Raw genomic sequence first — 13,428 nt, 5'->3', positions numbered from 1 at the left:
CCGCGTTCCGGAGACACCATTTAGCCCGGGACTACATACTCTGGCGATGCCGATGACCATCGAACTCGGCGTCGCCGAACTGGCCGCGACCCGGTTCGCGATCTCGCCGCTGTCCGAAACCGTCGCCTGCCTGCTGCAAATCGCCGGACTCGACCGGAACACGGTCAATCAGCCCTGGTCGCGGTGGGCGCGGGAGGAACTCGATCGCGAACCTCTCGCTCTTTCGCGGACCTGGCCGCTGCTCGTGACCGGCAGGCTCAGCTGGCCGGAATTCCTCGTCCCCGCTCCGCGGGACTCGGGAGATTCCCTCGAAAACGACCTCGACGCGCTGCGGCGAACCCCCGAAGCCCAGGTGAGAGCCAGTCTCGACCGGGTCTTCGGCGAAAAGCTTCCCCACGCCGCCGCGGCCCTCGCCGACGACCCCACCGCCGGCCTCCGGGAGATCGCCGAGGAACTGCGCGAAGCCCACGACCGCCTCGTCGCGCCGCACTGGCCGCGGATCCGGGCGGCGCTGGAAGCCGACGTCGGATACCGCGCCCGGCAGCTGACCACGGGCGGCGCCGAGCGGTTGTTCGCGGATCTGCACCCGGACCTGCGCTGGCACTCCGACCGGGTGACGCTGGCCGGCGAACGCTGGCGGAATCGGCACAGGGCCGTCGCGCGAGGGCCAGGCGGTCTCGTGCTGATGCCTGTCGTCCTCGGCTCGCCTTATGTCCTGATCAAGAACAACACCTCGACCCAGACCACGATCCGCTACCCGGCGCGAGGAACCGCCGCGTTGTGGGCAGCCGGAACCCGATCACCGGGGGCAGGCACCGTGCGCCTTCTGGGCCGGATGCGGGCCGGTCTCCTTTCGGCGCTGTCCTCCCCCGCGACCACGACCGACCTGGCCCGGGCTTTCGGCGTGACACCGAGCGCCGTCTCCCAGCACCTCAAGGTCCTGCGGGACAGCGGACTGGTCACCCGCGAACGCTCCGGCCGCGGCGTCCTCTACCAGACGACCCCGCTCGGTGAACGCCTGCTTTGACGGTCAGAGGTCGATCAGCTCGACGGTCACCTTCGCTATATCTCCCTCCTCGATCCCTTCGGCCTTGCGGACCGCCTTCTTGACCGGCAGCACGTAGGCGCCACGTTTGGAGTCCGGGAAAATCGACGTCTTCCATTTGCTGCCGCCGATACCGACTTGGACGCGGACCGCCCCGAACCCGCGGCGGGGGCCGTCGGTGATTTCGCGGATCTCCTCGGAGATGTCCTCGGGCAGGCTCACGAAGGTCCAGGTCTCCTCGCGGCGGGCGTCCCAGACCCAGAGTTCGGCATCGAATACGACGATCATCGGTGGAGCTTCGCATACGGGACCGACAGTTTCCGCGCGGTCACGAGTGACCACGCGCCCAGCGAAAACCGCGGGCCTAGCCCTGCGAAGGATGCCGCAGCGAGCGGGTCGTCGTCGTGCCGAGCACGCGCGACGCCATCCAAGCCAGCGCGTCGGCCGTACGAGCCGGGGTGTCCGACGGCTGCATGATGTGGCTCAGCACGGTCCGGACCACGACGTCGATCGCCACATCCAGCTGTTCCGCATCCAGCGGCGGGCCGTAGGCGCGAACACGGCCGCGCAGCATGACGGTCGCTTCGCTCAGCAGGCTCCCGGCCCGCGACGTCAGCAGCGGCAGCAACTCGGTGTCGGCGCCGTGCGTGGCCGAGACGATGGCTCGCAGCAGGAGGTTGTCGTCGGCGAGTTCGAGGACGCCGCGCACGGCGTCGTGGATCGCCTCGACGAGGTCGTCGGGGTGGCGTTCGAATGCGTCCCGGACGACCATGAGGAACCGGCCGAGTTCGTGCGAAATCATCGCTTCGGCCAGCTGGGACTTCGAGCCGAGTTCGTTGTAGACGGTCTGGCGGCTGACGCCGACGATCTCCGCGAGTTTGCTCATCGTCACCGAGGACCAGCCGGAGCGCACGGTCAACTCGATCGCCGACGCGACGATCGGTTGACGGTACGGACCCCCCGTGACCGGTGCCTCACTCATGATCGTCATTCTAGGCTGTGCCTTTCAGGGCGCGCGGTCCTCACCCAGGTCGTCGAACTCCGTTCAGGACACACCTTCTAAGCCGCCGTTTCCGCGGCGAACGCCAGCGCCTCCGGCCACGGCGCCCGCCCGGCGATGTGGCGCCGGTACTTCATGATCTCGCGCGGCCGGTCGATCGTCAGCGCGCCGACGATCCGGTCCCCGCGCCGGTACAGCGCGGTGAACCCGCCGGAAGCCGGAACGGCGGTGACCACCTCGTCCGCGCGTGGCGTGCCGACGAATTGGATCCGGTGGTCGTACCAGTCCGACCAGAAGTACGGCACCGGTGCCAGCGCACGCGCCGACTCCGGGGCGAGCGCGTGACGAGCGGCCGCGGCTCCCTGCTCCGCGGCGTTCGTCCAGTGTTCCAGCCGCATCAGTTCACCGTCGAACAACGGATTCGCGGCGTGTGCGACGTCTCCGGCTGCGTACACGCCGAGGACGCCGGTCGCGAGCGTGGCATCGCACACCACGCCGCCGTCGCGCTCGTGCAGCGGGACGCCGCTCCCGGCGAGCCAGCCGGTGGCCGGGACGACGCCGATGCCGGCGACCACCAGGTCCGCGGGCAGCACCTCGCCGGTCGCGAGCCGGACGCCGGTCACCACGCCGCCGTCGGATTCCAGGCCGGTGACCATCGTGGACAGCCGCAGTTCCGTACCCGCCTCCCGGTGCAGTGAAGCGCAGACGGTGCCCGCCTCGGCCCCGACGGACTGGGTGAGCGGGACATCGAGCGCCTCGACGATCGTCGCGGGCAGCCCGCGTTTCCTGGCCGCGGCGGCGACTTCCGAGCCGATGAAACCGGCCCCGATCACGACCGTGCGCGCCCCGCGGTCGAGCGCGGACCGGACGGCCAGGGCGTCCTCGGCGGTCCTCAGCGTGTGGACCCCGGCGATTCCCTCGCTTCCGGGCAGCCGCCGCGCGGTGGCGCCGGTCGCGATCACCAGCGCGTCGTAGGGAACCGTCGTCCCCGCCACCGACACCTCGCGAGCGGTGGTGTCGAGCCCGTCCGCGGGGGCGCCGAGCATCAGTTCGACGCCGAATTCGTCACGCAGCGCGGCCGCACCGTGGAACGGCTCGATCCGCCCGGGGCCTTCCGCGTCGAGGAAGGCTTTCGACAGCGGGAGCCGGTCGTACGGCGGGTGGTCTTCCGCGCCGATCAGCACGATCCGTCCGCGGTACCCGTCCCGGCGCGCGGCCTCGACCGCGCGCAGTCCGGCCAGTGACGCTCCCACGACGACCAGCGCCATGATCAGTCCCGCAGTTTCAGGGCGAGGACAGGGCAGGCGTCGACGGCGGCCGACAGGTCCTGCCGGTATTCCTCACCGGGCCGTTCGTCGAGCACGACGACCGTGCCGTCGTCGCCGACCTCGAAGAAGTCGGGCGCCATCGCCTCGCACATGCCCAGCCCGTCGCATTTCGCGCGGTCCGCCTCGATCTTCATCATGCTCCGACCCTTCCCGGTGCCACGAAATCGACCTTCTCCCGCACCCCGCAGTCCGGGCAGCACCACGAATCGGGGATCGCCGACCACGGCGTTCCGGCGGGGAAACCTTCCCGCGGGTCGCCGAGTTTCTCGTCGTAGACATAGCCGCAGCCGGGGCACATCCCGCCTTCGGTCGCGTCGCCATGCGTGTCGGTGACGACGCGGGACGGCGCGGTGACGCGCGTTCCGTGGCGCGCCAGGATCTTGGCCCGTTTCGACGGCTGGATGTTGGCGCGGGAGATGTCGCCGTCGAAATGCGCGAGCACACGCGGATCCATCACGCGTCGCCACACCGGCGGGACCAGCGCCAGCACGATCATTCCGGCGTAGCCCGTCGGCAAGACCGGCGATTCCGCGAAATCGCGCAGCGTCTGGTAGCGGCGGGTCGGGTTGGCGTGGTGGTCGCTGTGCCGCTGCAGGTGGTAGAGCAGGACGTTCGTCGCGATGTTGTTGGAATTCCAGCTGTGACTGGGATCCACCCGTTCGTAGCGTCGCCGGTTCGGCGGGCCGACCTGCTGCCGACGCATGCCGTAGTGCTCCATGTAGTTCACGACCTCCAGGAGCGAGAAGCCGATCACGGCCTGGATCACCAGGTACGGCAGGATTCCCGGGCCCAGCCACACGGTCATCACCGCCCACAGCACGGCCGACATCAGCCAGGCGTTGAGCACGTCGTTGCCGATCCGGAACGGATGCCGGTCGCGCCGGGCGTACCGCTTGCGCTCCAGGCCCCAGGCCGATTTCAGCGAGCCGAACACCGTGCGCGGCCAGAACCGGTAGAAGCTCTCCCCCACCCGGCTGCTGGCCGGATCCTCCGGAGTCGCCACGCGGACGTGGTGGCCGCGGTTGTGCTCGATGTAGAAGTGGCCGTAGAAGCTCTGCGCCAGCGCGATCTTCGACAGCCAGCGTTCGTGGCTTTCCTTCTTGTGCCCCAGTTCGTGCGCGGTGTTGATGCCGATGCCACCGATGCAACCGATCGAGATCGCCAGGCCGATCTTGTCCACGACGGACAGGTCACCGCGGGCGATCAGCCAGAACGCGACCACGAAACCCGCGTACTGGATCGGCAGGAACGCGAAGGTGATCCACCGGTAGTAGCGGTCCCGCTCCAACCGCTCGATGACGTCGTCGGGCGGATTGCTGCGGTCCAGCCCGGCCAGCAGGTCGATCAGCGGCACGATCACCAGGATCACGATCGGCCCGATCCAGAACCACACACCCCAGCCGGTGGCCGCGTGCAGCCCGATGGCCAGGAACGCGAGCGAGGGGACGACCAGGCCGATCAGCCACAGGTATCGCTTGCGGTCGGTCCACCGTTCGGTCGAGCCCGCCGGCATCGTGCCCGTCATCTCGCTCATCGCACCCTCCTCCATTGGCTGGTTTACAAAACTGTAGGTGATGTACACCCGGTTTGACAAGCGGTCATCTTTTGTAAATCCACCGTTGCTTCATTTGGTGAGAACTTGGCGATATCTTGTGTTCGTAAGGAAACTTACTTAACTTGTGACGACACGCCGCGACCCACTTCGTCCGCCCCGAAGGAGCGCGAATGCCCCGATCATCTCGTCGGATCCGACCCGCCGCCGTGACCGCCGTCGCCGCGGCCCTGCTGGCGCTGCCCGCCACGACCGCCACCGCGAGCACCGCGGCGAGCAGCGCATGGCCGGGCGCTTCCGCCGTCGCGAACGCCGACGGCTCGAACGTCCTCGGCGGCAACATGAGCGGCCTGTCCTTCGGCGGACCCGACGTCCTCTGGGCGGTCAAGAACGGGCCCGGCACGCTGTACCGCCTCGTGCGCAACGGTACGAAGTGGCAGCCGGACACCGCCAACGGCTGGTCGTCGGGCAAGGCGCTGCGCTACCGCAGCGGCAAGGGCGATCCCGATGCCGAAGCGGTCGTGGCCACCCCGGACGGCGTGGTCGCGGCCACCGAACGGGACGGCGACAACAGCAAGACGAGCGCGCTCAAGGTGCTCCGGTACGACGTCTCCGGCTCGGCCAAGACCCTCACCGCCAAGGCCGAATGGGATCTGACCGCGGATCTGCCGAAGGTTTCGGCCAACGACGGCCTCGAAGCCGTCTCGTGGGTCCCGGACAGCGCTCTCACCGCGAAGGGATTCGTGGACGAGCGCACGAAGGCGCCGTACAACCCGGCCAGCTATCCCGGTCACGGCACCGGCCTCTACCTCGTCGGCCTCGAGAGCAACGGGATGATCTACGCCTACGCGCTCGACCAGGCGGGCGGGAAGTACACCCGCGTCGCGAGCTTCGCGAGCGGGCTCGACTCCATCATGGAGCTCGAGTACGAAGCTTCGACCGGCAAGCTGTGGGCGGTCTGCGACGACAACTGCGGCGGCGCCTCGACGACGCTCGCCATCGGCGCGCAGGGCAAGTTCGCCGTGACCGCCACCTACGACCGTCCGAGCGGGATGCCGGACTACAACAACGAAGGCTTCGCCATCGCGGCCGCCTGCGCGTCAGGGAGCAAGCAGGTGGTCTGGGCGGACGACGGGAACGAAGGCGGCCACGCACTCCGCGCCGGCGCCCTCTCCTGCAGTTGAGCCACCACTCCATTCCGGCGCGGATCCGCGCCGGAATGGAGTGCATCGATTCCGGCCTTTCTCCCGGCCCGTTCCTGAACTAGTTTGTCGGCATGAAATTCACCTCCCTGGCGATTCTTCCGGCGTTGGCCATCCCTCTGCTCCTGCCGTCCACGGCGCTCGCGGGCGATGGCTGGGAATCCATCGGCACCGGGATGACCTCCGGTGCCAGCGGCATCGCCGTCCTGGACAGGGACGACGACCGGGTCGACGCGCTCGTCTTGCGGGACAACAAGAAACCCGGTGAGAACCGGGCCGTCCAGGTTCGGCTCGAGCACGGCAAGGTGTCCAAGGTGGACTCGATCGACTGGCCGGGCGAACTCCCGATCGATCTGGAGGCGGCCGAAGGGGTGCCGGGAAGGGCAGGCGAATTCATCGCGCTCGCCAGCGACGGAAAAGGCTTCCACATCAAGCTGAAGGACCGGCGACTGAAAGTGCTCGGCGCTTTCCAGGTCCCCAAAGGCGACCCGGACGACAACTACGAGGGTTTCGCGCTGAAAAGGGTGAATGACCGATTGTTCGCGATCTGGGCGGACCGCGGTCAGGACGCCCGGCCCGCCACGCTCTACTCCTCGGAGTTCTCCGTCTCGAAGCTGTCCTTCAAGAAGCCGAAATCAGTCCCGTTCCGGGTCCCGTACCCGGCCACCGACGTCCGGCACACCTCGGACGTCGAGATCACCGCGGACGACCGCGTCCTGGTCTCGGCCGCCTCCGATCCCGGCGACGAGGGCCCGTTCGACTCGGCCGTGTACGCGGCGGGTGTCCTCCGCTCCGACGGCTCGATCGCCCTCTCCCCCGTCCCGGCGAAGATCGGCGACTTCCCCGGGCACAAGATCGAGGCCATGACCTGCCTTTCGCGCTCGTGCGGCAGCCTGCTCTACGGAACCGACGACGAGGCCGCGGGCGGTAGGCTCCGGATCGCGACCAGGAACGCCCCGGAGGACCAGTGATCAGCGAAGACCTGCGCGAACGCCGCCACAAGATCATCGAAGAGCATATGGACACCGAGGTGGCCCACGAGTTCGAGCGCACACTGGGCACCTTCAACGGCCATCCGCACTACGAGATCATGGCGACCGGGCAGATCTTCGACGGTGACGAAGAGGTCATGGCGTACTACCGCATGACCCGGACGGCTTTCCCGGACCAGCGGCACGACAACGTCCGGTACCACTTCGCCGACGAGTCGGTCATCGTCGAATTCGACCTGCTCGGCACCAACCTCGGCGAGTTCTACGGCCGCCCGCCCACCGGCAAGGCGTTCCGGGTGCCGATCATCGCGGTGTTCTTCTTCGACGACGACCGGATCACCAACGAGCGCATCTACTTCGACGCCGCCAGCCTGATCACCCAGGCCGGGCACGCCGAACTGCTGACCCTGCTGGCGTCGGGCGACGTCTGAACCCGGTGACGTCCGGGGCCACCCTCGCTCAGCCGCCGACGTGCGAAAGGCCGAACGCGGTGAGGAAACCGGCGACCGTGATCAGCCCGGTCCACAGCTGCGCGTCGTCGAAGGCCTCGGGGATCATCGTGTCGGCGATCATGGCGAGGATCGCGCCGCCGGCGATCGCGGTGATCACTGCCAGGGTGGCACCGGAAGCACCACCGAGAACGCCGTAGCCGAGCATGGCCGCCACACCGCTGATCACGGCGATACCGCTCCACAGGAGGAAAACGTACCTGGGACTCCGGCCCGCCCGCTTCATCCCCGCGGCGCTGGACAGTCCTTCCGGGACGTTGCTGATGAACACGGCGGCCACGGTCACGACACTGACGCTTCCGCCGCCGAGCAGGCTCGTGCCGATCACCATCGATTCGGGGACGCCGTCCAGCAGGGCACCCAGCGCGATGGCGGTCCCGGAACCCGCTTGCTCGGTTTCGGACGGCTGCTGGTCACCCGAGCGTTTGCGATGGCGGGCGCCTCGCCGGGCGAGAGCGACGTTGGCGAGGGTGTAGATCAGCGCACCGCCGAGCGCGCCGCGCGCGGTCGGCAGGAAACCGCCCTTTTCATGCGCCTCGGCGATCAGTTCGAACGAGACGGCGGAGATCAGCACGCCGCTGCCGAAGGCCATCACGCCGGCCACGGCCTTGCCCGGGATCCGGACCAGGAAGCCCGCCACCGCGCCGAGCAGCAACGCCGACCCGGCAAGTAGGCCCCAGCCGCCCGCGGCCAGTAGTTCCGGCACCCGATCCTCCTCGCATTCCGAAACCCGACGCTCAGTCTGTCCGACCTGGTGGCCGGACGCGCGGTGGGAGGATTGCCCCGGAGAACGCGGGGTACTCGGCCGGTATGAAACAAGAAGGCGTGACACGCGGCACCCGACGGCATCCGCCGCAGGTGGCCGCCCTGATCGTCGGCGTGGCCTTTCTCGCGGTCGGTGTGCTCGGCTTCATCCCAGGCATCACGACCGGCTACGAGGGGCTGAAATTCGCCGGGCACCATTCCGAAGCCCGCTTGTTCGGTGTCTTCGCCGTGTCGATCCTGCACAACCTGGTGCATCTGCTGTTCGGCGTGGTGGGCGTGCTCGCCGCCAGCAAACGCGCCGCTTCCCGTGTCTTCCTGATGGTCGGCGGCGGGATCTATCTGCTGCTGTGGATCATCGGGCTGGTGATCCCGCAGAGCAGCCCGGGGAACTTCCTGCCGTTCAACGTCGCCGACAACTGGCTGCATCTCGGCCTCGGGCTCGGCATGATCGCGCTGGGTCTCCTCACGACCGCGCTCGAACGCAAGGCGGGCGACTACCCGGAGCCCGATATGCAGCACCAATGAAAACGCCCGGGCCCGCCGCGGAAGCGACGGGCCCGGACGCTCGGGTCAGGCTCAGACCAGGTCGTAGCGGTCGAGGTTCATGACCTTGTCCCACGCCGACACGAAGTCGCGGACGAACTTCTCCTTGGCGTCGTCGCTGGCGTAGACCTCCGCCACCGCGCGAAGCTCGGAGTTCGACCCGAACACGAGGTCGGCACGGGTGCCGGTCCACTTGACCTCGCCGGTCGAGGAGTCACGGCCCTCGAAGGTCTCCGCGTCAGCGGACGTGGCGGTCCACTGGACGCCCATGTCGAGCAGGTTCACGAAGAAGTCGTTGGTCAGCGACCCCACCTTCTGGGTGAACACGCCGTGCGGGGACTGCTGGGCGTTGGCGCCGAGCACACGCAGGCCGCCGACGAGGACGGTCAGCTCGGGCGCGTTCAGGTTCAGCAGGTTCGCGCGGTCGAGGAGCAGGTACTCCGTCGGGAGACGGTGCCCCTTGCCGCGGTAGTTGCGGAAGCCGTCGACGGTCGGCTCCAACGGGGCGAACGACTCGACGTCGGTCTGCTCCGGCGTCGCGTCGGTGCGGCCCGGGGTGAACGGCACCTCGACCTCGACGCCGCCGTCCTTGGCGGCCTGCTCGACGGCGGCGACGCCACCGAGCACGATCAGGTCGGCCAGCGAGACCTTCTTGCCGCCGCTCTGGGCGCTGTTGAACGCCTCCTGGACCCCTTCCAGGGTCCGCAGGACCTGCCCCAGCGTCTGCGGGTCGTTGACCTCCCAGTCACGCTGCGGCTCGAGACGGATGCGGGCACCGTTCGCTCCACCGCGCTTGTCGCTGCCGCGGAAGGTCGAGGCCGACGCCCACGCGGTGGAGACCAGCTCCGAGACCGACAGCCCCGAAGCGAGCAGCTTCTCCTTGAGGGAGGCGATGTCCGCGTCGTCGATCAGCTCGTGGTCGACGGCGGGCACCGGGTCCTGCCAGATCAGCGTCTCCTGCGGCACCAGCGGGCCGAGGTAGCGCTGGACCGGGCCCATGTCGCGGTGGGTCAGCTTGAACCAGGCGCGGGCGAACGCGTCCGCGAACTGGTCCGGGTTCTCGTAGAACCGGCGCGAGATCTGCTCGTAGACCGGGTCGAAACGCAGCGCCAGGTCGGTGGTGAGCATGCCGGGCGCGCGGTTGAGCTTGCCGTCCTCGGGGTCCGGCACGGTGTTCTTCGCCTTGCCGTCCTTCGGCGTCCACTGGTGGGCGCCCGCCGGGCTCTTGGTCAGCTCCCAGTCGTACTCGAACAGGTTGTGGAAGAACCAGTTGCTCCACTGGGTCGGGGTCGGCGTCCAGGTGACCTCGAGGCCACTGGTGATCGCGTCCCGGCCCTTGCCGCTGCCGAAGGTGTTCTTCCAGCCGAGGCCCTGCTCCTCGATCGAAGCACCCTCGGGCTCGGCACCGACGTACTTGTCCGGGTCGGCCGCGCCGTGGGTCTTGCCGAAGGTGTGCCCGCCGGCGATCAGCGCGACGGTCTCCTCGTCGTTCATCGCCATGCGGCCGAAGGTCTCGCGGATGTCGCGGGCGGCGGCCAGCGGGTCCGGGTTGCCGTTCGGGCCTTCCGGGTTCACGTAGATGAGACCCATCTGCACGGCGGCCAGCGGGCCTTCGAGCTGACGGTCACCGGTGTAGCGCTCGTCGCCGAGCCACGTGCGCTCGGGACCCCAGTACACGTCCTCGTCCGGCTCCCACACGTCCGCGCGGCCACCGGCGAAGCCGAAGGTCTTGAAGCCCATGGTCTCCAGGGCGCGGTTGCCGGTGAAGATCATCAGGTCGGCCCACGAGATCTTGCGGCCGTACTTCTTCTTGACCGGCCAGAGCAGACGGCGGGCCTTGTCCAGGTTGCCGTTGTCCGGCCAGCTGTTGAGCGGGGCGAACCGCTGCATGCCCGCGCCGGCGCCACCGCGGCCGTCCTCGATCCGGTACGTGCCCGCGCTGTGCCACGCCATGCGGATCATGAAGCCGCCGTAGTGGCCGAAGTCCGCGGGCCACCAGTCCTGCGAAGTCGTGAGGACGGCGTCGACGTCCTTGGCGAGCTCGTCGAGGTCGACGGTCTTGAACTCGGCGGCGTAGTCGAACCCGGCGTCCATCGGGTCGGAAGCGGCGGAATGCTTCCGGAGGATCTTCAGGTTGAGCTGGTTCGGCCACCAGTCACGGTTGCCCGCGCCTTCGGTGGGGTGGTTGCGGCGGCCCGACGAGACGGGGCAGCCGCCCGCGCTCTCTTCGTTCATTTCGCCGACGACGGCGTCCGGGCTGTCAGACACGGGGATCCTTCCGGGAATAAGAACTAGCGGGGTTCAGGAACGGGGTTCGATCGCACAGTCGGGGCACCGGCCCCAGTAGATGACCTCGGCCTCTTCGATCAGAAAGCCTTGATCGTTCGACGCGGTCAAACAGGGGGCGGGACCGACGGCGCAGTCGACGTCGGCGATGGCACCACATGATCGGCACACGACGTGATGGTGGTTGTCCCCGACCCGGGACTCATAGCGTGCCACGGATCCCGACGGCTGTATCCGCCGCACGAGACCTGCGGCGGTCAGTGCCCGCAACACGTCGTAGATGGCCTGGTGAGAGACCTCTCCCAGCTCGGAACGCACGGCACCGATGATCGAATCGGTGTCGGCGTGCGGGTGGTCGCGGACGGCTGTCAGCACGGCCACCCTCGGACGCGTCACGCGCAGGGCGGCCCCGCGCAGCATCCGCTCGAACTCCGGGGTCGTGGGCACGAGCGCAGTCTGGCCCATTTTCTGGAATGAATCAAGTTCTTGGATCCCGGGCGTGTCTCGTCCACGACGAGCCGAGGGGGACTTTCCCCGTGTCGCGTGATCTTACGGACGACACGCGTGACTGGATGGCGATCACGCGTGATTGAAGGCGGAACTCGCGTGATTAGAGCCGGAACTCGCGTGACACGTGAGATCGGCGCCCAATCACGGGTGACGTCCATCCAGGCCCAGACGCAGCGAAGGGCGCTTTCCCCGCGTCGCATGCGGGGAAAGCGCCCTTCGGCTCAGGTCACTCGTCCCGCGCCAGCAGTTCCCGGACCCGTTCCTGCAGCGCCTCCCGCGGGTACGCGTTCACCTGCGCCCCCGCCATCCGCACCGGGTCGCCGAAGAAGAAGTACTCGTACAGCGACTCACGCCCGGCGAAGCTCGAGACCGACGCGTCGAACGCGAGCTTGAACAGCCGCGCGCGGTCCTTGGCGGGCAGCGTGGCCGACTGGAGGTACGTGTCGATGTCGGGGCGGCCTTCGGCCTCGAAGTCCGCTTCACCCGGCAGCGCCATGAGGCCGGACGCGGAGAACTTGCGGATGATCTCGGTCAGCCGCGGCGAGACCTTGGTGGGGTACCAGTTCCGGGCGGCGTTGAGGACTTCCCATTTGGGCAGGAAGACGCCGTCCTCGCTCAGTTTCCCGTCGGCTTCCGCCGCGCGCAGCACCGCTTTCTCGATTTCGACGTAGGAGATCAGCTCCGACAGGTCCTGCTGGATGTGCTGGAAGCCGCCGATGCCGATCGCGGCGGCGATCTCACTGGCGAGGCCGAGGTAGAACTCCGTCTTGGCCAGCGTGCGCGTGACGACCTGGTGGGTCATGAGCGCGCCGGCGCCGGTCTCGGAGTACCAGGCGTTGCACAGTTCCGGATGCCCCAGCAGGAACACCCGCTCGTTCGGGACGAAGACGTCGTCGAACACCACGACCGCGTCCATCTCCTCGAACCGCGAGGCGAGCGGCTCGTCGAAACGCGACCGGCCGTGGTCGAGTCCGGCGCGGCAGAAGTACTTCAGCCCGGGCGCGTCGTTCGGGACGGCGAAAGCGTAGGAGTACGGCGCGTCCTCCGGGGTGCCGCGCAGGACTGTCGACGGGAACACCAGGAGTTCATCCGCGATCGGAGCAATGGTGGCGAGCATCCGGGCGCCGCGGACGACGATGCCGTCCTCCCGCTCCTCGACCACCTTCGCCGACAGGTTGCCGCCGCCCTGCCGGCTCCCCGACACCGAACGGTTGACCTGCGGCGGGATCAGGGTGTGCGTCGCGAGGAGGTCGTTCTCGCGCGCCATCTCGTAGTACTTCTCGATGCGCTCACCGAAGACGGGATCGGCCTGGGAGAAGAACTTCTTCGCGGTCGACAGCGCGGTGAGCGACGAGTTCATGTAGTCGCCGGTGCGGCCGAGGAAACCGTTGGAGTGCTGCGCCCACACGGAAAAGGCCGCGCGACGTCGCTTGAGGTCCTCTTCGTTGCGCGGCACCAGGAACGACGTTCCGACGCGCTCCCCCGTCGTCGGCGACTCGTAGGTCAGGACGTCACGGTGCGCCGGGTCGTGCTGGAGGTCGAACAGCTTCGCGTAGGTCAGCGCGTTGTTGCGGAACGCCGGGTGCTCGGCGACCTTCGAGGTCACCTTCTCGCCGTCGACGTACAACTCCGGCGTCATCCCGTTGAGCTTGTCGAGGTACTGCTGACCGGTACGGGCTCCCATGTCGTGCTCCTT

General features: G+C 68.3%; 14 protein-coding genes. 5 read left to right on the top strand and 9 right to left on the bottom strand.

Annotated elements, in window-relative coordinates; translation table 11 throughout:
- The first annotated feature begins 46 nt into the window (after positions 1 to 46).
- Entirely contained in the window at positions 47 to 1,027 is a 981-nt protein-coding gene (locus ACLJO0_RS25690) for a DUF5937 family protein (protein WP_410580956.1), read from the top strand.
- A 3-nt stretch (positions 1,028 to 1,030) separates the two neighbouring features.
- Here ACLJO0_RS25690 and ACLJO0_RS25685 read toward each other — a convergent pair whose 3' ends face one another.
- From ACLJO0_RS25685 to ACLJO0_RS25665, 5 genes are all read right to left on the bottom strand, one after another.
- Positions 1,031 to 1,333, bottom strand: coding sequence for a DUF1905 domain-containing protein (locus ACLJO0_RS25685; protein WP_410580954.1), 303 nt, complete (start codon positions 1,331 to 1,333; stop codon positions 1,031 to 1,033).
- Between the two features lie 76 nt (positions 1,334 to 1,409).
- Positions 1,410 to 2,036, bottom strand: coding sequence for a TetR family transcriptional regulator (locus ACLJO0_RS25680; protein ID WP_410580952.1), 627 nt, complete (start codon positions 2,034 to 2,036; stop codon positions 1,410 to 1,412).
- 68 nt (positions 2,037 to 2,104) lie between these two features.
- Positions 2,105 to 3,313, bottom strand: a complete 1,209-nt coding sequence (locus ACLJO0_RS25675; RefSeq protein ID WP_410580950.1) for an NAD(P)/FAD-dependent oxidoreductase — start codon at positions 3,311 to 3,313, stop codon at positions 2,105 to 2,107.
- Positions 3,314 to 3,315: 2 nt separating this feature from the next.
- Entirely contained in the window at positions 3,316 to 3,510 is a 195-nt protein-coding gene (locus ACLJO0_RS25670) for a ferredoxin (protein WP_125782839.1), read from the bottom strand.
- Positions 3,507 to 4,907: a fatty acid desaturase gene (locus ACLJO0_RS25665; protein ID WP_410580948.1), complete on the bottom strand. Its 1,401-nt coding sequence runs from the start codon at positions 4,905 to 4,907 to the stop codon at positions 3,507 to 3,509. Before ACLJO0_RS25665 ends, ACLJO0_RS25670 begins: the two co-directional genes overlap by 4 nt.
- A 191-nt stretch (positions 4,908 to 5,098) precedes the next feature.
- Here ACLJO0_RS25665 and ACLJO0_RS25660 point away from each other — a divergent pair, with 191 nt between their 5' ends.
- From ACLJO0_RS25660 to ACLJO0_RS25650, 3 genes are all read left to right on the top strand, one after another.
- Positions 5,099 to 6,109, top strand: coding sequence for a hypothetical protein (locus ACLJO0_RS25660; RefSeq protein WP_410580946.1), 1,011 nt, complete (start codon positions 5,099 to 5,101; stop codon positions 6,107 to 6,109).
- 92 nt (positions 6,110 to 6,201) lie between these two features.
- On the top strand, positions 6,202 to 7,098 hold the full coding sequence (locus ACLJO0_RS25655) for a hypothetical protein (RefSeq protein ID WP_410580944.1): 897 nt from the start codon (positions 6,202 to 6,204) through the stop codon (positions 7,096 to 7,098).
- Positions 7,095 to 7,550 (top strand): ester cyclase, encoded by a 456-nt coding sequence (locus tag ACLJO0_RS25650; protein ID WP_410580942.1) that lies wholly within the window; start codon positions 7,095 to 7,097, stop codon positions 7,548 to 7,550. The genes ACLJO0_RS25655 and ACLJO0_RS25650 overlap by 4 nt, the downstream gene beginning before the upstream one ends.
- A gap of 28 nt (positions 7,551 to 7,578) precedes the next feature.
- Here the strand turns inward: ACLJO0_RS25650 and ACLJO0_RS25645 are convergent, their stop codons facing one another.
- On the bottom strand, positions 7,579 to 8,334 hold the full coding sequence (locus ACLJO0_RS25645) for a ZIP family metal transporter (protein ID WP_410580940.1): 756 nt from the start codon (positions 8,332 to 8,334) through the stop codon (positions 7,579 to 7,581).
- A gap of 104 nt (positions 8,335 to 8,438) precedes the next feature.
- Between ACLJO0_RS25645 and ACLJO0_RS25640 the strand changes: the two genes are divergently transcribed.
- Positions 8,439 to 8,918 carry a DUF4383 domain-containing protein gene (locus ACLJO0_RS25640; RefSeq protein ID WP_410580939.1) on the top strand — a complete coding sequence of 160 codons (480 nt, stop codon included), beginning with the start codon at positions 8,439 to 8,441 and terminating at the stop codon, positions 8,916 to 8,918.
- A gap of 51 nt (positions 8,919 to 8,969) precedes the next feature.
- Here the strand turns inward: ACLJO0_RS25640 and katG are convergent, their stop codons facing one another.
- The 3 genes from katG to hpaB form a co-directional block, all read right to left on the bottom strand.
- A complete protein-coding gene (katG, locus tag ACLJO0_RS25635; RefSeq protein ID WP_410580937.1) occupies positions 8,970 to 11,204 on the bottom strand; it encodes a catalase/peroxidase HPI in 2,235 nt (744 codons plus the stop codon).
- Positions 11,205 to 11,237: 33 nt separating this feature from the next.
- A complete protein-coding gene (locus ACLJO0_RS25630) occupies positions 11,238 to 11,669 on the bottom strand; it encodes a Fur family transcriptional regulator (RefSeq protein ID WP_199746796.1) in 432 nt (143 codons plus the stop codon).
- Between the two features lie 289 nt (positions 11,670 to 11,958).
- On the bottom strand, positions 11,959 to 13,416 hold the full coding sequence (gene hpaB / locus ACLJO0_RS25625) for a 4-hydroxyphenylacetate 3-monooxygenase, oxygenase component (protein ID WP_410580934.1): 1,458 nt from the start codon (positions 13,414 to 13,416) through the stop codon (positions 11,959 to 11,961).
- Between the last annotated feature and the right edge of the window lie 12 nt (positions 13,417 to 13,428).

The sequence above is a fragment of the Amycolatopsis sp. lyj-108 genome (genome assembly GCF_046549005.1).
GTDB lineage: Bacteria > Actinomycetota > Actinomycetes > Mycobacteriales > Pseudonocardiaceae > Amycolatopsis.
This window is presented reverse-complemented; position numbering and strand designations above follow the sequence as displayed.